This window comes from Pseudonocardia sp. ICBG1293 (genome assembly GCF_020131355.1).
Lineage (GTDB): Bacteria > Actinomycetota > Actinomycetes > Mycobacteriales > Pseudonocardiaceae > Pseudonocardia.
Genome location: NZ_JAHLEL010000038.1, coordinates 483,968 through 501,924 on the forward strand (window position 1 = coordinate 483,968; position 17,957 = coordinate 501,924).

At 75.0% G+C, this 17,957-nt stretch carries 15 protein-coding genes and 1 pseudogene; 10 read left to right on the plus strand and 6 right to left on the minus strand.

Translation table 11 applies throughout. The features are described 5' to 3' along the window. The first annotated feature begins 1 nt into the window (after position 1). Positions 2–862, plus strand: a complete 861-nt coding sequence (locus tag KPF47_RS16070) for an SAM-dependent methyltransferase (protein ID WP_224389574.1) — start codon at positions 2–4, stop codon at positions 860–862. Here the strand turns inward: KPF47_RS16070 and KPF47_RS16075 are convergent. Beyond that, positions 850–1,665: a crotonase/enoyl-CoA hydratase family protein gene (locus KPF47_RS16075; protein WP_224389575.1), complete on the minus strand. Its 816-nt coding sequence runs from the start codon at positions 1,663–1,665 to the stop codon at positions 850–852. The genes KPF47_RS16070 and KPF47_RS16075 overlap by 13 nt on opposite strands. 79 nt (positions 1,666–1,744) lie before the next feature. Here KPF47_RS16075 and KPF47_RS16080 point away from each other — a divergent pair, with 79 nt between their 5' ends. Then, positions 1,745–2,533 carry an RNA methyltransferase gene (locus KPF47_RS16080; RefSeq protein WP_224389576.1) on the plus strand — a complete coding sequence of 263 codons (789 nt, stop codon included), beginning with the start codon at positions 1,745–1,747 and terminating at the stop codon, positions 2,531–2,533. On the opposite strand, the gene KPF47_RS16085 is transcribed toward KPF47_RS16080, so the two are convergent. Next, positions 2,521–4,146, minus strand: a complete 1,626-nt coding sequence (locus KPF47_RS16085) for an AMP-binding protein (RefSeq protein WP_224389577.1) — start codon at positions 4,144–4,146, stop codon at positions 2,521–2,523. The genes KPF47_RS16080 and KPF47_RS16085 overlap by 13 nt on opposite strands. Before the next feature lie 112 nt (positions 4,147–4,258). After that, positions 4,259–5,467, minus strand: a complete 1,209-nt coding sequence (locus tag KPF47_RS16090) for an MFS transporter (protein WP_224389578.1) — start codon at positions 5,465–5,467, stop codon at positions 4,259–4,261. 45 nt (positions 5,468–5,512) lie between these two features. Here KPF47_RS16090 and KPF47_RS16095 point away from each other — a divergent pair, with 45 nt between their 5' ends. Further along, a complete protein-coding gene (locus KPF47_RS16095) occupies positions 5,513–6,718 on the plus strand; it encodes an ROK family transcriptional regulator (protein ID WP_224389579.1) in 1,206 nt (401 codons plus the stop codon). A 10-nt stretch (positions 6,719–6,728) separates the two neighbouring features. Here KPF47_RS16095 and KPF47_RS16100 read toward each other — a convergent pair whose 3' ends face one another. Together KPF47_RS16100 and KPF47_RS16105 are read right to left on the minus strand one after the other, a co-directional pair. Beyond that, positions 6,729–8,465: a pyruvate dehydrogenase gene (locus KPF47_RS16100; protein WP_224389580.1), complete on the minus strand. Its 1,737-nt coding sequence runs from the start codon at positions 8,463–8,465 to the stop codon at positions 6,729–6,731. Positions 8,466–8,946: 481 nt separating this feature from the next. Beyond that, positions 8,947–9,847 (minus strand): annotated as a pseudogene (locus tag KPF47_RS16105) (3-keto-5-aminohexanoate cleavage protein). Between the two features lie 50 nt (positions 9,848–9,897). Here KPF47_RS16105 and aroQ point away from each other — a divergent pair. From aroQ to KPF47_RS16140, 7 genes are all read left to right on the plus strand, one after another. Further along, positions 9,898–10,497, plus strand: a complete 600-nt coding sequence (aroQ, locus tag KPF47_RS16110; protein ID WP_224389581.1) for a gamma subclass chorismate mutase AroQ — start codon at positions 9,898–9,900, stop codon at positions 10,495–10,497. A gap of 98 nt (positions 10,498–10,595) precedes the next feature. After that, on the plus strand, positions 10,596–11,642 hold the full coding sequence (locus KPF47_RS16115; protein ID WP_224389582.1) for a leucyl aminopeptidase: 1,047 nt from the start codon (positions 10,596–10,598) through the stop codon (positions 11,640–11,642). Next, the gene (locus KPF47_RS16120; protein ID WP_224389583.1) at positions 11,639–12,388 is read left to right on the plus strand and encodes an aspartate/glutamate racemase family protein; all 750 of its coding nucleotides are present in this window, start codon (positions 11,639–11,641) and stop codon (positions 12,386–12,388) included. Before KPF47_RS16115 ends, KPF47_RS16120 begins: the two co-directional genes overlap by 4 nt. A gap of 194 nt (positions 12,389–12,582) precedes the next feature. Beyond that, positions 12,583–13,287 carry a GntR family transcriptional regulator gene (locus KPF47_RS16125; RefSeq protein WP_224389584.1) on the plus strand — a complete coding sequence of 235 codons (705 nt, stop codon included), beginning with the start codon at positions 12,583–12,585 and terminating at the stop codon, positions 13,285–13,287. Beyond that, entirely contained in the window at positions 13,284–14,285 is a 1,002-nt protein-coding gene (locus KPF47_RS16130; RefSeq protein ID WP_224389585.1) for an ADP-ribosylglycohydrolase family protein, read from the plus strand. Before KPF47_RS16125 ends, KPF47_RS16130 begins: the two co-directional genes overlap by 4 nt. Before the next feature lie 12 nt (positions 14,286–14,297). Further along, on the plus strand, positions 14,298–15,743 hold the full coding sequence (locus tag KPF47_RS16135) for a cytosine permease (protein WP_224389586.1): 1,446 nt from the start codon (positions 14,298–14,300) through the stop codon (positions 15,741–15,743). After that, positions 15,740–16,657: a PfkB family carbohydrate kinase gene (locus KPF47_RS16140; protein ID WP_224389587.1), complete on the plus strand. Its 918-nt coding sequence runs from the start codon at positions 15,740–15,742 to the stop codon at positions 16,655–16,657. The genes KPF47_RS16135 and KPF47_RS16140 overlap by 4 nt, the downstream gene beginning before the upstream one ends. A 662-nt stretch (positions 16,658–17,319) precedes the next feature. Here the strand turns inward: KPF47_RS16140 and KPF47_RS16145 are convergent. Continuing rightward, the gene (locus KPF47_RS16145) at positions 17,320–17,820 is read right to left on the minus strand and encodes a hypothetical protein (protein WP_224389588.1); all 501 of its coding nucleotides are present in this window, start codon (positions 17,818–17,820) and stop codon (positions 17,320–17,322) included. Positions 17,821–17,957: the final 137 nt, after the last annotated feature.

Sequence of the window (17,957 nt, forward strand, 5' to 3'; positions counted from 1 at the left end):
CATGACCGTCCCGGAGCCCGCACCCGACCCGGGGGACGAGATCGACCTGACCCTCCCCAACCCGGCCCGCGTCTACGACTTCATGCTCGGCGGCGCGCACAACTTCGCCACCGACCGCGAGTTCGCCGAGAAGCTGCTGGCCGTGCTGCCCGACACCCGCGAGGTCGCGCTCGCCAACCGAGCCTTCCTCGGCCGGGCGGTACGGGCCTGCCTCGACCGCGGGGTGCGTCAGTTCCTCGACCTCGGCTCGGGCATCCCCACCGCCGCGCCGGTGCACGAGATCGCCCACCGCGCGGACCCGGCCGCACGCGTCGCCTACGTCGACGTCGAGGCGGTGTCGGTCGCGATGAGCCGCCGGATCCTGGCCGGCGTGGACGGCACCTCGATCACCGCGGCCGACCTCACCGACGTCGACGCGGTGCTCACCGCGCCGGGGGTGGCGGACCTGCTCGACCCGGCCGAGCCGGTCGCCGTGCTCGCGGTGTCGGTGCTGCACTTCGTCCGCGACGACGAGCTGCTCGGCACCCTGTTCGACCGCTACGCGACGGCCTTCGGGCCCGGCAGCATGCTCGTCGTGTCGCACGGCAGCACCGACGTCGACGACCCGGCCGCCGCCGAGCGGATGCGCACCATCGAGCGCTTTACCCAGGACAGCGCACAGCCGGCCCGGGCCCGGGACCGTGCCCAGCTCCGCCACCTGCTCGTCGACCGGACCGGCCACCGGCTGGAGCTGCTGGAGCCGGGCCTGGTCGACGTGAGCGCATGGCGGCCCGAGGACGGGCGGCCGCCCGTCGGGCCCGCCGGGATGTACGCGGTCGTCGGGGAGGTCGTCCCGCGCCGCGGGGACGGTCAGTCCCGGTAGACGCCCTGGCGCTTCTCCAGGAACGCATGCACGGCCTCGGTCAGGTCGTCCGAGACCAGCTGACCGCCGTTCCAGGTGGCGATCTGGTCCAGTGAGTCGGCGACGGTGTGGTCGCGGGCGTAGGTGATCGCGTGCTTGGTGCCGCGCATCGCGAGCGGCGACTTCGCGGCCAGCGAGGCGGCCAGCTCCGCGACACCGGCCTCGAGCGCGTCGGCATCGGCGTACACGCCGTTGACCAGGCGCAGCTCCTTCGCCTCGGCGCCCGACACCGGTCGGCAGGTGTAGGCCATCTCGCGGGCGACGCCCTCGCCGACGATCCGGGGCAGCCGCTGCAGGACGCCGACGTCGGCGGCCAGGCCCATGTCGACCTCCTTGAGCACGAACGACGCGTCCGCCGTGGCGTAGCGCAGGTCGCAGGCGACGGCCAGGTCCAGGCCGGCGCCGAGACAGACACCCTGGACGGCGGCGATCACCGGCGTGCGGCAGCGCTCGATCGCGGTCAGGCAGTCCTGCAGGTCGAGGATGGTGCGCCGCAGCGCGTCGGCACCGTGGCCGGTCGAGTCGTCCGACGCGGTCTCGCGCAGCCCGCCCAGCATCGCCACGTCGATGCCCGAGCAGAAGTGCCGTCCGTTGCCGCTGATCACCACGACCCGCACCGCCGGGTCGGCGTCCAGCTCCCGGGCGGCGTCGCGCAGCCCGAACCACATCGGCTCGTGCAGCGCGTTCGCCGCCTGCGGGCGGTCCAGGCGCAGCCGCGCGACCCCGTCCGCCACCTCGACCGCGATCCCCGTCGGCTCGCCCATCCGTCCCGCCCTCCACGTGTCCTGCCCGGTCACCGGGAGGTTACCCCGGAGTAGGGCGGCGGTGTCCTAGGCTCGTCCGGTGCCCGACCTGACCAGCACCGCCAACCCGCGTGTCAAGAACCTGGTCCGGCTGCGCACCCGCCGCCACCGCGACGCCGCGGGCGTGACCGTGATCGAGGGGCACGACGAGCTGGCGCTGGCGCTCGACGCCGGTGTCGAGCCGTCCGAGGTGTACTGGGCGCCGGAGGTGGTGCGGTCCGACGCGCTGCTGGCGCGGATGCCGTCGGCGCGGGTGTTCTCGGTGAGCCGCGAGGTGTTCGCGCGGATCGCCTACCGGGAGTCCCCGGACGGCTGGCTCGCGGTCGCCCCCGCCCCCGGCCGCCCGCTCGACGAGCTGGACCTCGGCCCGGACCCGCTCGTGCTGGTCGCCGAGGGTGTCGAGAAGCCCGGCAACGTCGGGGCGATGCTGCGCACCGCCGAGGCGTGCGGGGTGGACGCGGTCGTCATCGCGACCCCGGAGCGGGGCGGCACCGACTTCGCCAACCCCAACGTGGTGCGGGCGTCGAAGGGGACGGTGTTCGCGGTCCCGGTCGCCTCGGCGTCCACCCCCGAGGTGCTCGACTGGCTCGCCCGGCGGGGCATCGCCACCCTCGTGACCACCCCGGCCGGCACGACCGGGCTCGCCGGCACCGACCTGACCGGACCGAGTGCGCTGGTCATCGGGACCGAGGCCACCGGGGTGACCGAGGCATGGCTCGACCGTGCCGACGCGACCGTGGTCATCCCGATGCGGGGGCGGGTCAACTCGCTCAACGCCTCCATCGCCGCGGCCGTGGTGCTCTACGAGGCGGTCCGTCAGCGCGGGTGACCGGCGAGCTCGGCGCGCAGCCGCTTCTTGTCGGTCTTGCCGATCCCGGTCAGCGGGATCCGTTCGACGAACTCCACGGTGGCCGGCACGTACATCGCCCCGGCGCGGTCGGCGACCAGTCCGGTCAGCTCGTCCACGGCGGGCCCGGACCCGTCGGTGACGACGGCGGCGTGCACGGTCTCGGTGCCGTCCTCGTCGGGCACGCCGAAGACCGCGGCCTGGCGGACGGCCGGGTGCTCCATGAGCAGGTCCTCCAGCTCGGAGGTGTACACGTGCCCGCCCACGACGACGATCATGTCCTTGACCCGGTCGAGCAGGTGCAGGTAGCCCCCGGCGTCCTGGCGGGCGACGTCGCCGGTCCGGACCCAGCCGTCGACGACGGTCGCCGCCGACAGCTCCGGCTGCTTCCAGTAGCCGTCCATCTCCATGCCGGTGCGCACCCACAGCTCGCCGCGGGTACCGGGGGCGACGTCGTGGCCCTCGGGGTCGCGGATCGCGATCGTGGTGGTGGGGATGGGCCGGCCGACGGGGCCGAGCAGGGCGGGGTCGCGGTGCTCCTCGGGGGTGAGCACGCTGATCCCGCCTGCCTCGGTCTGGCCGTAGAACTGGGTGAACACCGGGCCGATCCGGCGCAGCGCCTCGGCGATGCGACGCGGGTTGGCCGGTGCGCCGCCGTAGACGAGCGACCGCAGCGACGACAGGTCGGTCCGGTCCAGGTCGGGGTGGTCGAGCAGCCGGTAGATCAGCGGCGGCAGCAGGAAGGTGTGGGTGATCCGCTCCCGCTCGATCGCGGCGAGGAACGCGCCCGGCTCGAAGACGTCCTGCAGCACGACGGTCCCACCGTCGGCCAGCGCGCGGTCGGCCATCGCGCCGCCGACGTGCGCGACCGGGGTGGCGACGAGCAGCCGCCCGCCGGTGCCGCCCGCGCCGAACCCGCCGGCCCGGCGGCGCATCTCGGCGCCGCGCCGGTGGTGGTCGAAGGTGTAGGTGATGCCCTTCGGGTGGCCGGTGGTGCCGCCGGTGTGGCGGATCTGCTCGACGTCGTGCGGGCGGGCCCGGCCCCGGACCGGTGCGGCCGACGCGGTCGCGGCGGCCTCCAGCAGGTCGGTGCCGCCGTCGTGGGCGCCCAGCCAGAGGACCGGCACACCGTCGACGAGCGCCAGGACCGGTTCCGCGGTCGGGGCGGCGTCGGCGTCGGCCAGCACGAGCGGGGCCTCGACGTCGGCGACGATCCGGGCCGTCGCGGCGGCGGACAGACCCTCGTGCGGCTGGGTGATGCCGGCCCCCAGGAGCGTCACCGCGAGCCGCGCGACGACCGCCTCGGGGGTGTTGCCGGCCAGCAGCGCCACGACCCGGCCCGGCTCGACCCGGTCGTCGAGGACGTGGGCGAGCCGGTGCACGGCGTCGACGAGCTCCCCCGCGGTGATCCGGCGGTCGCGGTGCACCAGCGCCTCGCGCCCGCGGTCGGCGTCGAGCGCGTCCAGCAGCTCCTCGACGTCGCTGTGCAGCACGGCCCCACCGTCGTGTCCTGCGGTGCGGTCGCGCGGAGCGGTGTCGTCGCGCAGAGCGGCCTCGTCGTGCCGTGCGGTGTCGTCGGCCAGGTCGGCGGGCATGTCCGGCTCCTCTCGTCGAGATCGTTGTCTAACGCAACGATCAACTCGAGGACAGGCTTCCCGAAGGTGATCTGATCGACACCTCTCGTTTACATGCCCGGCCGGGCGACCGTCAGGCCGCCAGCGCCAGCTCCTGACGCTGCTCCGCGCGTTCCACCCGGACCGCCACCCCGAGGGCGACCAGGCCCAGGATCGGCAGGACGGTCGCGACCGCGGCGGGCGCGGTCCAGCCCCATCCGGCGGCCAGCACGAGCCCGCCCAGTGCGGCCCCGAGGGCGTTGGACACGTTGAACGCGGCGTGGTGCAGTGCGGCCCCGAGGGTCGGGCCCTCGCGGCCGGCGTCCATCAGGCGGGTCGCCAGCGCGGGCGTGGTCGCGGTGGTGGTGAACGCCAGTGCGAACAGTCCGAGCAGGGCGAACACCGGCGAGGACGCGGTCACCGCGAACAGCGCCATCGACACCGCCGCCGCGCCGAGCCCGCCGGCGATGGTGCGCACCGGTGCGGCCTCGGCGAGCCGGCCGCCGACCTGGTTGCCCAGTGTCATGCCGATGCCGAACACGGCCAGCGCGATCGGCACCGCGGAGGTGGCGAGCCCGGACACCTCGGTGAGCACCGGGGTGACGTAGCTGTACACGGCGAAGGAGCCGCCGAACCCGGTCGCGATGACCGCCATCGTGATCCAGACCTGGCCGCGGCGCAGTGCCGACAGCTCGGCCAGGACCGAGCCGCGACGCTCGTCGCGGACGTCGGGGACCAGCCGCCACACGGCCAGCATCGTGGCCACCGCGACGACACCGACGGTCAGGTAGGCCGCGGGCCACCCCGCCGTCTGTCCGAGCCACGTCGCGCCCGGCACCCCGACGATGTTGGCGATCATCAGACCGCTCATCACGGTCGCGATCGCCCGCGGCCGCCGCTCCCGGGGGACCAGGGAGGCGGCGAGCACCGACGCGGTGCCGAAGTAGGCGCCGTGCGGCAGCCCGGCCAGGAACCGGGTGGCGACGAACGCGCCGAAGGTCGGGGCGAACGCCGAGGCCACGTTGGTCACCGCCAGGGCACCCGCCAGGGCCAGGACGAGGTGCTTGCGGGGCCACCTGGCCCCGAGCACGGCGAGCACCGGCGCGCCGACGACGACGCCGAGTGCGTAGGCGCTGATGGCCGTGCCGGCCTGGGGCACGGTGGCGCCGAGGTCGGCGGCGAAGGCCGGCAGCAGGCCCATCGAGGCGAACTCGGTGGTGCCGATGGCCAGGCCGCCGAGGGCCATCGCGGCGAGCGCGGGCCCGGTGGTGGGAGACTGGGACGAGGTGAGAGCCTTTTTCATCGCGACACGAGGATAAATCCTGGCAGGCCGGAGGTGTCAATCCCGATGACGTCGATGTCGGCCGGTTCACGTTCCGCCACGGATGCGCCGGGGCGCGCGGAGACCGACCGCTGGCGCGCCACCGCCGAGGTGCTGGACGAGGTCCGCCGCGAACCCGGCCTGACCCGCGTCGAGCTGGCGCGCCGGCTGCGCCTGGCCAGCGGCTCGGCCACCGAGATCACCGCCCGGCTGCGCGAGCTCGGCTGGGTCACCGAGGAGCGCGCCCCCTGCGCCGGGCGCGGGCGGCCGACCACCACCCTGACCCCCAACCCGGAGGGACCGGGCGTCGTCGCGGTCGACGTGCGGTTCGAGGGCTGGCGCGCCGGCGTCGCCGGGCTCGACGGGACCCCGGTCGCGGTCCGCTCCGGCCGGCACCGCCGCCGTGACCCGGACGCCGTCGCCGCGGAGCTGGACGGCGTGGTGGCCGAGCTGGTGGACGCCGCACCCGGACCGGTGGCGGCGGTCGGCATCGGGATCGCCGCCACCGTCGTCGACGAACACTTCGCCGAGACCGGCGGTGGGCAGGGCTGGAGCCCGCTGGACGTGCGCCGGATCGGTGCCGGGCTCGGCCTGCCGGTACTGGTCGGCAACGACGCCAACCTCGCTGGCGTCGCCGAGGTCCGCGACGGCGCCGCCGCCGGTGCGCGCACCGCGCTGTTCGTGACCGTCGAGGTCGGCATCGGCGGCGCCCTGCTGCTCGACGGGCGCGCCCAGACCGGCGCCCGGGGCGCCGCGGGGGAGCTGGGGCACCTGCCGTTCGGCGACCCCGGCGCGGACTGCGTCTGCGGCGCCCGCGGCTGCTGGACGACCGGCGTCGACGGCCGCGCGCTCGCCGTGATGCTGGGCGAGCCGCAGCCGGACGCGCCCTACACCTACACCCGCGCGGTCCTCGACCGCGCCGCCGCCGGGGAGCCCGGCCCGTCGGCGGCGGTGACCTCGGCGTCGGCGTCGCTGGCCCGCGGGATCGCCGGGCTGGTCAACGCGCACGACCCGGAGGTCGTGGTGCTGGCCGGGCTCGGGCCCGCGCTGCGGGCCGCGGCGCCGGAGGCGTTCGCCGTCGCCTACGACGCCGGGCTGATGGCCTTCCGCCGCGCCGTCGCACCGCCGGTGCACGACGACGCGCACGGCGAGGACGGGGTGCTCCGGGGCGCCGCCGCGATCGCGCTGGACCATGCGGTCTCGGCCCCCGGGCTCGCCGCCCGGGCCGGCTGACCGGCCCCGCTCAGGGCCGGGGGATCGACCGCAGGTTGCTGCGCGCGAGCTCGACCATCCTCCCGACGCCGCCGTCGAGCACCGTGCGGGTCGCGGCGAGGGCGAACCCGCGGACCTGCGCGGCGGTGATGTGCGGCGGGATGGACAGCGCGTTCGGGTCGGTACGCACGTCGACCAGGGCCGGGCCGCGGTGGTCCAGCGCCCGGCGCAGCGCCGCCCGCACGTCGGACGGGTCGTCGACGGCCTCGGCGTACAGCCCGGCGGCGCGGGCGATCCCGGCCAGGTCGGCCGGGCCGTGGTCGGTCTGGAACGACGGGTAGCCCGCCACCATCATCTCCAGCCGGATCATGCCCAGCGACCCGTTGTTGAACGCCACGACGGTCAGCGGCAGGTCGTGCTCGGCCGCGGTCAGCAGCTCGCCGAGCAGCATGGTCAGCCCGCCGTCGCCGGACAGTGACACCACCTGCCGGTCCGGGTGGGCGAGCTGGGCGCCGATCGCGTGCGGCAGGGCGCCCGCCATCGTCCCGTGCCGGTAGGAGCCGATGATCCGGCGCCGGCCGTTGGGGGACAGGTAGCGGGCCGCCCACACGTTGCACATGCCGGTGTCGACGGTGGCGATCGCGTCGTCGGCCATCTCCTCGTCGAGGACCGCCGCGACGTGCTCGGGGTGGATCGGGCGCAGGTCGGAGACCTTGCGGGTGTAGGCGCCGACGACCTTCTCCAGCGCCTCCGCGTGCTTGCGCAGCATCCGGTCGAGGAAGGAGCGGTCGGTCTTCTCCGCGATCCGCGGCAGCAGCGCGTCCAGGGTGGACGCGGCGTCGCCGTGCACGCCCAGCTCCAGCAGGGTGCGACGCCCGAGGCGCGCGGGGTCGACGTCGATCTGCACGGTGCCGCGCTGGGGCAGGAAGGAGTCGTAGGGGAAGTCGGTGCCGATCAGGATCAGCAGGTCGGCCTCGTGCGTCGCCTCGTAGCAGGCGCCGTAGCCGAGCAGTCCGGACATGCCCACGTCGTAGGGGTTGTCGTACTGGATCCACTCCTTGCCGCGCAGCGAGTGGCCGATCGGCGCCTTCACCCGGTCGGCGAGGGCGAGCACCTGCTCGCGGGCGCGCTCGATGCCGGCCCCGACGAACAGCGTCACGGTGCCCGCGGCGTCGACGAGCCGGGCCAGCTCGGCCACCTGTTCCTCGGACGGCCGCACGACACCGGTGGGCGGGGCCAGGTGCGAGGTGCCGGTGTCGTTCGGGGCGCCGAGCGCGGAGACGTCACCGGGCAGGACCAGCACCGACACGTCGGACTCGGCGAGCGCGGTCTGCATCGCGATCCGCTGCATCCGGGGCATCTGCTCGGGCCGCGAGATCAGCTCGCAGTACGCCGAGCACTCGGTGAACAGCCGCTCCGGGTGGGTCTCCTGGAAGTAGCCGGTGCCGATCTGGGTCGACGGGATGTGCGAGGCGATGGCCAACACCGGCGCACCGGTGCGGTGGGCGTCCATCAGTCCCTGGATCAGGTGGGTGTTGCCCGGTCCGCAGCTGCCGGCGCAGACCGCGAGCCGCCCGGTGAGCTGGGCCTCCGCCGCGGCCGCGAGCGCGGCGGCCTCCTCGTTGTGGACGTGCACCCACCGGATGCGGCCGTCGCGGCGGATCGCGTCCGCGATCGGGTTCAGACTGTCCCCCACCAGCCCGTAGATGCGTTCGACGCCGGCCTGGTGCAGCAGCTCGATCATCTGGTCGGCCACGGTGCGGCTCATGTCGTTCCTCCTCGCGCTGGGGTGCGAGGGCCGTGTTCCCGGTCCGGCACCGGGCCGAACCGTTCCGTCGTGTGACGGCGCCCGCGCGCCGTCCGGCGCACCGCAGGTCACGACACGCGCATCGGAATCGATTCCTGCACTGCGGAACCCCCCGGACGTGAGTACTTTCCCCTCACATTCCTGGGAGGGGACACGAAATGATCATTCTTGGTCTGATCCTGTTGCTGGTGGGGTATTTCTTCAGCATCTCCATTCTCTACTACCTCGGTGGTCTGCTGGTCGTCGTCGGTGTGGTCCTGTTGATCCTGGGAGCGATCGGACGGCCGGTGGGCGGGCGGAAGGCCTGGTTCTGGCCGGGCCGGCCGGAACCGGCCGCGGGAATCCGCGGACCGGATGACGGCCGGCGTCGCCGAATTCTCCGCGGGGGTGTGTGTCCGGGTCGACCGGAAACGCACCCCCGCGGTGTGTCGCGGCGAAAGGATCATCCGTGCGGACGGATCCCGAGAATGTCGCGGGCGGCCGCGGGAGAGGCCGGCGTCGCGCCCACCCGGTCCAGCACGCGCAGTGCGCCCGCCAGCAGCTCCCGGTTCGACGGCGCCGTGCCGCGGCCGTCGTCGAAGTCCTCCAGGCCGACCCGTAGGTGGCCGCCGCGGCGCACCGCCAGCTCGGCCAGGCCGGAGGCGACCACGTCGCCGCCGAGCACCGCGACCGACCACGGCAGTCCCGAGGGGCTCCAGCAGCTCCAGGTAGGCCTCCAGTGCCGCACGGGTGGGCGGCAGCCCGAACTGCAGCCGGTCGGCGAAGTACAGCTTCACGATCGCGCCCGGCGGGACCCGGCCGTGCCGGTGCAGGGTCAGGGCGGTCCGCAGGAACCCCGGCTCGAAAACCGAGATGCTCGGGGCGGCGCCCAGCTCGGCGGTGCGGGCGAACATGTACTCGGTGTCGGCGAAGGAGTTCTGGTACGGCTCCGGCGCCGCGGCCGCCGGGCAGGTGCCGTCGTCGAGCAGGCCGACGTTCACCGAGCCCGGGTCGACCAACGTCATGTGCCCGCGCCGCCCCAGCTCCGCCACGTGTGCCCAGCGCCGCTCCACCGGGATGTCCCGGGCGCCGGCGGCCATCGTCGGATACAGCAGTGCGTCCGGGTGCACGGCCAGGACCGGGTCCCAGGCCGCCAGGTAGGGCTCGACCGCGTGCACCCCGTCGACGGTGAACATCGGCTCGTCGTTGTGGTGGTGCACGATCGCCGCGCCCGCGTCCAGCACGTCGACGGCCTGCTCGGCCACCTCCGCCGGGGTGCGGGGCACGTGCGGGTTGCGCTCGCGCGTCGTCGTGCCGTTCAGCGCCACTTCCAGGATGACCGCGGTGTCCACGCCGGTCAGCATCGCCGCAGGCGGCGGCGGGGCGCGACCGCTGCGGTCGTAGGCTCGCCGCTGTGATCGGCACACGCGGGACCGCACTGGCCGGGTCCGTCCTGGTCCTGGGACTGCTGGCCGGGTGCTCCGACCAGCCCCTCCCGCTGACCGAGGGGCCGCCCGGTGCGTCCCCGGCCGACGGGCTCGTCCGGGTCGTGCAGCTGTCCGCGCAGCGCGCCCAGGTCTCCGACCAGGTCGCGGCCGCCAAGTTCGGCACCGGGACGGCCGTCACCGACCCGGCGCGGGAGGCGGCCGTCGTCGCCGGGGCGCGGGCGGACGCGACGCGCGCGGGCGTCGACCCGGACTGGACGGCCCGGATCGTCGCCGACCAGATCGCGGCGAGCACCCAGGTGCAGAACGACCTGATCCGGCAGTGGACCGACCGGCCCGACACGCGTCCGGCGCAGCGGCCCGAGCTGAACCGGGTGCGCCCGGAGCTCGACCGGATCGGCGACGAGCTGGTGGCCGCGCTGAAGCTCGCCGCACCGGCCCGGGCGAACGAGGAGTGCCCGTCGACCCTGGCCCAGGCCGCGGTCGGGCAGGCGCAGGGGCTCGACGAGGTCCACCGCAACGCCCTCGGGCGGTCGCTCACGTCCGTCTGCGACGGTGCGCCCGGCTGATCCGCCCCGTGTGACGGTGCTGTTTCCGCCCGTCGGAAGGTCTTGCGTATCCGGATAGTACGTGCTCGGATTAATGGGACGAGACACGGAGGTGCGCGATGGACCAGAACCTGTTCAACGACATCTGCCTGCAGCAGCTGACGCTGTCGGGCGTGCACGAGGGGGAGACGGTCGTCGTGCTCACCCGGGGTGCGGAACGGACCGAGTACGCCGACGCGTTCCTCTGGGCGATCCAGAAGCTCGGCGCGACCGGGTACCACATGCGGCTGCCCTCGCCGGCGAGCGCGGGGGGCGCCTGGGCGGTCGGCGACTCGGGCCTGGGGAACATCCCGCTGGCGGTGGACGCGCTCAAGGCCGTGGACATGGTGGTGGACTGCACGTTCCTGCTGTTCAGCAAGGAACAGTTCGCCATCCAGGACGCGGGCACCCGCATCCTCACCGCCGTCGAGCCGCCCGAGCTGCTGGCCCGGCTGATGCCCACCACCGAGCTGCGCGAGCGCGTCGAGACCGGCGCCGAGCTGCTGGCCAAGGCCTCGACCATGCGGATCACCAGTCCGCACGGCACCGACGTGACCTACCAGCTCGGCATGTACCCGACGATGAGCGAGTACGGCTACACCGACACCCCCGGTCGCTGGGACCACTGGCCCGCGGCGTTCGTGTTCACCGGCGGCTCCGACGACGGCGTCGACGGGAAGATCGTCCTCGCCCCCGGGGACGTGCTGCTGCCGTTCAACACCTACGTGCAGACCCCGGTCGAGATCACCGTCGAGCAGGGCTTCATCCGCGACATCCGCGGTGGTGCGGGCTCCTCCGGTCTCGACGCGGACCTGCTGCGCTCCTACATCGAGTCCTTCGACGACCCGCGCGGCTACGGCATGAGCCACGTCGGCTGGGGCCTCGACGAGCGCGCGCACTGGCACGGCCTGACCCAGTTCGGCGGCGGCATGGGCATGGAGCTGCGCAGCTTCTACGGCAACGTCATGTTCTCGATCGGCCCGAACAACGAGCTGGGCGGCCCGAACGACACCGCCTGCCACTTCGACATCCCGATGCGTGGCAACTCCCTGTTCCTCGACGACGAGCTGATCGTCGACGCCGGCGAGCTGACCGTTCCGGAGATGAAGCCGGTGGCGCGCCGATGACGCGCGACCACCACATCGGCATGATCGTCCCGTCGTCGAACCTGACGATGGAGACCGAGCTCCCGCGGATGCTGCGCGCCCGCGAGGACCTGCTGCCCGAGGACCGCTTCGTGTTCCACGCGGCGCGGGCCCGGATGCAGCACGTCACGCCCGAGCAGCTGCGCGCGATGAACGCGCAGGCCCAGCGGGCCGCCGCGGAGCTGGCCGACGCCCGCCCAGACGTCGTCGCCACCGCCTGCCTGGTCGCGATCATGGCGCAGGGCCCCGGCTACCACTGCACCGCCGAGGACGACATCACCGCCGCGCTGCGGGCCGAGGGCTCCGACGCCCCCGTCGTCTCCAGTGCCGGGGCGCTGCTGTCGGGGATCGCCGCGCTCGGCGCGACGCGGGTCGCGATCGTCACCCCGTACATGGAGCCGCTGACGAAGGCGGTCGTGGACTACCTGACCGACGCGGGGGTCGAGGTCGTCGACTCGCTGTCGCTGCAGGTTCCCGACAACCTCGCCGTCGCCCGGCTCGACCCGGCCGACCTGCGCGAGCACTGGCGCAAGCTCGACCTCACCGGCGCCGAGGCCCTGGTGCTCAGTGCCTGCGTGCAGATGCCGTCGCTGCCCGCGATCGAGGCCGTCCAGGACGAGGCCGGCATCCCGGTCCTGTCCGCGGCGACCGCGACCACCCACCGCATCCTCACCGAGCTCGGGCTGGAGCCACGGGTGCCGGGGGCGGGGGCACTGCTCGCCGGCTGAGGCCGTACGACCGGGACCCCGCGTGCCGCGCCGGCACGCGGGGTCCCGTCGTGTCCGCGGTCCGGTGCCACATGATCCTTCGTCGAGTGCGGGCGCCCTCGGAGGGCGCTCCCGGCTCCACGGGAAGGATCACGGGTGCCGGGCGTCCGGTGACGGGGTGGACGCGGCCGACCCCATGCTGTACATGTTTGTACATGTCTGAACAGGGTGGGCGCTCCAAGAGGGCGCGCCTCGTCGAGGACCTCGCCGGGCGGATCCGCTCCGGCAGGTTGCCGCACGGTGAGCAGCTCCCGGGGGAGAACCAGCTCGCCCGCACCTACGCCGTGTCCCGCGGCACCGTCCGCAGCGCGCTGGCCGAGCTGGCCCGTCGCGACCTGATCACCACCGAGACCGGCGTCGGGTCGTTCGTGACCTTCGACGGGTCCCCGCTGGACCAGCGGCTCGGCTGGGCGCAGGCACTCGCCGCGTCCGGTGCGGCCGTGCGCACCGAGCTGCTGGGCATCTCCCACGGCGGCGACCCCGGCCCCACCGCCCACGACGGCCCGCTGGTCACCGTGCGCCGGCTGCGCCGCGCCGGCGCCGTGCCGGTGTCGCTGGAGACGGCGTCGCTGCCGGCCACCGGCGCGCTGGCGCAGCTGCCCACGACCGGGCTCGTCGACGGCTCGATCACCGCCACCCTCGCCGCCGCCGGGCTGACCGGCGTCGCGGGGGAGCAGTGGATCTCCGTCACCCCGCTCGACGCCGCCGACGCCGTCACCCTCGAGCGCGCCCCCGGCGAGCCGTTCCTGCAGGCCGTGCGGGTCACCCGGGACGCGACCGGCGGGCTCGTCGAGCACGTGGTCAGCCTGCTGGACCCCCAGCGCTTCCGGTTCCACCTCGAGTTCGGCGGTGGCCGGTGACCCCGCCCCGGGACCGCGCGCTCGGCGCGCTGCTCGGCCTGGCCGTCGGTGACGCGCTCGGCATGCCCACCCAGTCGCTGTCCCGGGCCGCGATCGCCGAGCGCTACGGCGTCGTCGACCGGCTCCTCGACGGCGCCGACGACCAGCCGATCGCCCCGAAGCTGCCGGCCGGAACCGTCACCGACGACACCGAGCAGGCGCTGCTGCTGGCCCGGATCCTGCTCGACCACGACGGCCACGTCCCGCCCCGGGTGTTCGCCTCCGCCCTGGAGGACTGGGAGCAGGACATGATCCGGCGCGGCTCGCGGGACCTGCTCGGGCCCTCGACCCGGCGGGCGCTGACCCGCCTCGCCGAGGGGGAGGCCCCCGAGGTCGCCGGGCGCGACGGCGTCACCAACGGTGCCGCGATGCGGGTCGCCCCGGTCGGCATCGCCGTCGCCGGGCCCCGGTTGCTCGACGCCGTCCTGGAGTCCGCGGTCGTCACCCACCACACCGCTCCCGGGATCGCCGCGGCCGCCGCCGTCGCCGCGGCGGTGTCGGCCGGGGTGTCCGGCGCGGGGCTCCCTGCCGCGCTGGACGCCGCGCTCGCCGCCGCCCGGGCCGGTGCCCGACGCGGCGGATGGGCGGCCGGCGCCGACGTCGCCGCCCGCCTGGACGTCGCGCTGCGGGTGCTGCCGGGGCTCGACCGGGCCGCGCTCGCCGACACCGTCGCCGACGTCGTGGGTACCTCGGTCACCGCGACCGAGTCCGTCGTCGCGGCCCTCGGGCTCGCCGCCGCCCTCGGCGACGACCCCCGGGCCGCGCTGGTCACCGCCGCATCGCTGGGCGGCGACACCGACACCGTCGCCGCGATCTGCGGGGCGGTGCTCGGAGCGGTGCACGGTGCCGCCGCACTGCCCACCGACCTCGTCGGCACCGTCCGCCGGGTCAACGCCGGGCTGCTCGACCCCCTCGACGACGTGGTCGAGGGTCTGCTCCACCTCCGGTCCACCTCCTGAACGGAGGCCGCCATGGCCACCAGCACCACCGACACCGGCACCGCCGCCGAGGGCGGCGCCCTCGAGACCCGGGGCATCGAACCGGTCCCCGTCGCGGAGCGGCACGGCCGCCCCGGCCAGCTGTTCTGGGTCTGGTTCGCCGCGAACATCTCCATCCTCGGTCTCCCACTGGGTGCGACCCTGGTCGCGTCCGGGCTCAACATCACCCAGGCCGTGCTCGCCGCGGTGCTCGGCAGCGTCGGGTCGTTCGCGATCGTCGGTGCCGTCTCGATCGCCGGGCGGCGCGGCGGGGCACCCGGTCTGACGCTGTCGCGGGCGGTGTTCGGTGCCCGCGGCAACATCGGCCCGACCCTGGTCTCGCTGCTGTCGCGGCTCGGCTGGGAGACCGTCAACACCACGACGGCGGCGTTCGCGCTGCTGTCGCTGGTCACGATCGTCGCGGGCACCAGCCTGTCGGCGAAGGACCACCCGGTGATCACCATCGTCTGCATCGCGGTGTTCGTGCTGTGCACGGTGCTCGTCGCCGGGCTCGGACACGCGGTGCTGGTCGCGGTGCAGCGCTGGGCGACCTGGGTGTTCGGCGCGCTGAACACCGTCGTCGGCGGGTTCCTCGTCGCCACCGTCGACTGGGCCGCGGTCGCCGCGGCCGCTCCGGCGCCCTCGGGTGCGGTCGTCGCGGCGGTCGGTGTGATCGCCGCCGGCACCGGCATCGGCTGGGCCAACGCCTCGGCCGACATGTCCCGTTACCAGTCGCCGTCGGTACGGGCCGGGTCACTGGTCGCCTCGGCCGCGGCCGGCGCGGGCATCCCGCTGGTGCTGCTGATCTCGCTGGGCAGCCTGCTCGCCGCCGGGGACCCGACCCTGGCCACCGCCGACGACCCGGTCGCCGCGATCCGCGACCTGCTCCCGGCTTGGATGGCGATCCCGTACCTGGTCGCCGCGTTCGGCGGTCTGCTGCTGTCCAACCACCTGTCGGTCTACTCGGCCGGGCTGACGACGCTGACCCTGGGCGTGCGGCTGCCGCGGGTGTACGCCGTGGTCGTCGACGTGCTCGTGACCTTCGTCGGCGCGATCTACTTCATGCTGATCGCCGACGGCTTCTACCCGCCGTTCATCGCCTTCATCAGTGCCCTCGCGGTCCCGATCACCGCGTGGGTCGGGGTGTTCGCCGTCGACATGCTGCGTCGTCGTCACTACGACCCGGTGGCCCTGATGGACACCTCGCGGACCAGCGGCTACTGGTACCGCGGCGGGATCGAGCCCCGGGCGACCACGGCCTGGGCGCTGGCGATCGTCGTCGGGTACCTGTTCGCCACGGTCGGCCCGTCGGCGCAGCCGTGGTTCACCGGGCCGCTCGCCGGCACCTGGTTCGGCGAGAACGGGCTGGCCTGGGTGATCACCTTCGTCGTCGCCGCCGGGGTCTACGCCGCGCTGGGCGGGGCCCGGGAGCAGCGGTGACCGGCCGGCTCGTCCACTCCGGACAGGTCCTGGTCGACCTGGTCATGCGGGTGCCGTCGCTGCCCCCGCCCGGCGGGGACGTGCTGGCCACCGGGACCGCCGTGCTGCCCGGTGGCGGGTTCAACGTCGTCGCCGCGGCCGCCCGGGCGGGGGCCGAGGTGCTCTACGCCGGCGGCCACGGCACCGGCCCGCACGGCGACCTCGTCCGGGCCGCCCTGAGCGCGGAGGGCGTCACGGTGACCGCACCGCCCGACCCCGGCGGCGACACCGGGATCTGCGTGACCCTGGTCGACCCCTCCGGGGAGCGGACCTTCGTGACCGGCAGCGGCGTGGAGACCGCGCCGGCCGCCGGCCTGCCGGCGACCACCGCCGACGACGTGCTCTACGTGTCCGGCTACAGCCTGCTCGTCCCGGACAAGGCCACGTCGCTGGTCGCCGCGGCCGAGGAGTCCTCGGCGACGGTCCTGCTCGATCCGGGGCCCCTGGTCGCGGACGTGCCGGGCGGGCTGTGGGAACGGATGCTCGTCGCCACCGGGGTACTGAGCGCCAACGCGCGGGAGGCCCGGCTGCTGACCGGTGAGCCGACCGCGGCGGGCGCCGCACGGGTGCTCGCCCGGCGGCTGCCCGGCGACGCGGCCGTGGTCGTCCGGGACGGCGCCGCGGGCTGCGTGGTCGTCCGCGACGGGGCGGTGGAGGCCGTCCCGGCGCCGGTGGTCGACGCCGTCGACACCAACGGGGCCGGGGACGCCCACTGCGGGGTCCTGGCCGCGGAGCTGCTGCGCGGCACGGCATGGTCCGAGACGGTCGCGCGGGCCGGCGCGGCCGCGGCGCTCGCGGTCACCCGGTACGGGCCGGCCACCGCGCCGACCCGGGCGGAGCTCGACGCGTTCCTCGCCGGGGCCGCCGCGGGATGACGGTGCGCTCCGACGGGCGAGCTGCGCTCCGACGGGCCGGCTGCGCTCCGTCGGGCAGGGCGCGCTCCGTCGGCGGCGAGCTCCGTGGCAGGGAGCTCCGTCGACAGGGAGCTCCGTCGGCAGGGCGCGCCCGTCGGCGCGGTGCGGGCCGACGGTCGGCGCGGCGTCGTCGCTCCATGATCGGCAGAAGTGAAGGTGTGGAGGCCGGTGGACTGCGCTCCGGACTCCACACTCGGCGATCATGGTCTGATGCTTCCCGGGCGGGTGGGGTGCCGGCGTGGACCCGTCGGGCCGGGCGGGTGTGGGGTCGTCGCTCGATGATCGCCGTGTGTGGAGTGCGCAGGGCTGCGGACTGCGCTCCGGACTCCACTCCTGGCGATCATGGACGGGGCAGCCGGTCGAGGTACCGGGTCGACGAGGTACCGGGTCGACGAGGTACCGGGTCGACGAGGTACCGGGTCGACGAGGTACCGGGTCGACGAGGTGTCGGGCCGATGGGGTGCTGGGCCGATGGGGCGCCGAGCCCGTGGCGTGCGGCGGCCCACTCGCCGTCGACTGCCGGCGCGGCTCCACCCGGTTCATGATCACCGGTTGTGGAGCGCGGAGGTCGTTGAGCGCACTCCTGGCTCCACAACCGGTGATCATGGACAGGGGCAGGGCCCTCAGGTCCCGGCGCCGGCGGCCGTCGCCATGCCCTGGACGGTCTCCTGGACCGCGCGGAAGGCCGGGCCGCAGACGCTCGCGTCGCCCTCGGCGAGGGTGCCCGGGTCGGCCTGGCAGCCCTGCGCGGCGAAGTCGTCGAGCGCCTTCCCGACGAGGTCGGCCTGCGCGGCCGCGGCGGGTGCGTCCTGGCGGACCTGGGGCAGCGCGTTGCGGATCTCGGTGGTGAACCGGCCGCAGCGCGGGAAGACCGCCGCCGGGTCGGCCGACCAGCAGGGGTCCTGGGCGTAGAAGCGGAACTTGGTGCGCAGCGCCTCCAGCCCGGGCGCGCCGACGCGGTCCGAGGCGGTCTGCCCCGGCCAGGGCTCGGTGTCGGCCGCCGAGGAGGCGGCGGGACGGTCGGCGGAGCAGCCGGTGAGGAGCAGGGTGGTCGCCAGCAGGGCGGTCGCCAGCAGGCCGGCTGCCCGTAGCAGGGGCGCGGTCGGGCGGGGACGCGGTTGCACACCGAGACGGTAGGCCCGTCCTGCCGCCCCGGCCCGACGACCCCGGTGGTCGACCGGATCCGGCCGGCGGCGGCGCGGCCCGGTGATGGCGCGACCCGGTGATGGCACGGCCCGGGCGCTGTCCGGTCCGGGCCGCG

Bases quoted from the DNA above. Each gene is read 5' to 3' on its own strand.
- KPF47_RS16120 (WP_224389583.1), top strand. From the start codon at position 11,639: ATGACGCGCGACCACCACATCGGCATGATCGTCCCGTCGTCGAACCTG.
- KPF47_RS16095 (WP_224389579.1), top strand. From the start codon at position 5,513: ATGACGTCGATGTCGGCCGGTTCACGTTCCGCCACGGATGCGCCGGGG.
- KPF47_RS16070 (WP_224389574.1), top strand. From the start codon at position 2: ATGACCGTCCCGGAGCCCGCACCCGACCCGGGGGACGAGATCGACCTG.
- KPF47_RS16125 (WP_224389584.1), top strand. From the start codon at position 12,583: ATGTCTGAACAGGGTGGGCGCTCCAAGAGGGCGCGCCTCGTCGAGGAC.
- KPF47_RS16100 (WP_224389580.1), bottom strand. From the start codon at position 8,465: ATGAGCCGCACCGTGGCCGACCAGATGATCGAGCTGCTGCACCAGGCC.
- KPF47_RS16085 (WP_224389577.1), bottom strand. From the start codon at position 4,146: ATGCCCGCCGACCTGGCCGACGACACCGCACGGCACGACGAGGCCGCT.
- KPF47_RS16090 (WP_224389578.1), bottom strand. From the start codon at position 5,467: ATGAAAAAGGCTCTCACCTCGTCCCAGTCTCCCACCACCGGGCCCGCG.
- KPF47_RS16075 (WP_224389575.1), bottom strand. From the start codon at position 1,665: ATGGGCGAGCCGACGGGGATCGCGGTCGAGGTGGCGGACGGGGTCGCG.
- KPF47_RS16135 (WP_224389586.1), top strand. From the start codon at position 14,298: ATGGCCACCAGCACCACCGACACCGGCACCGCCGCCGAGGGCGGCGCC.
- KPF47_RS16115 (WP_224389582.1), top strand. From the start codon at position 10,596: ATGGACCAGAACCTGTTCAACGACATCTGCCTGCAGCAGCTGACGCTG.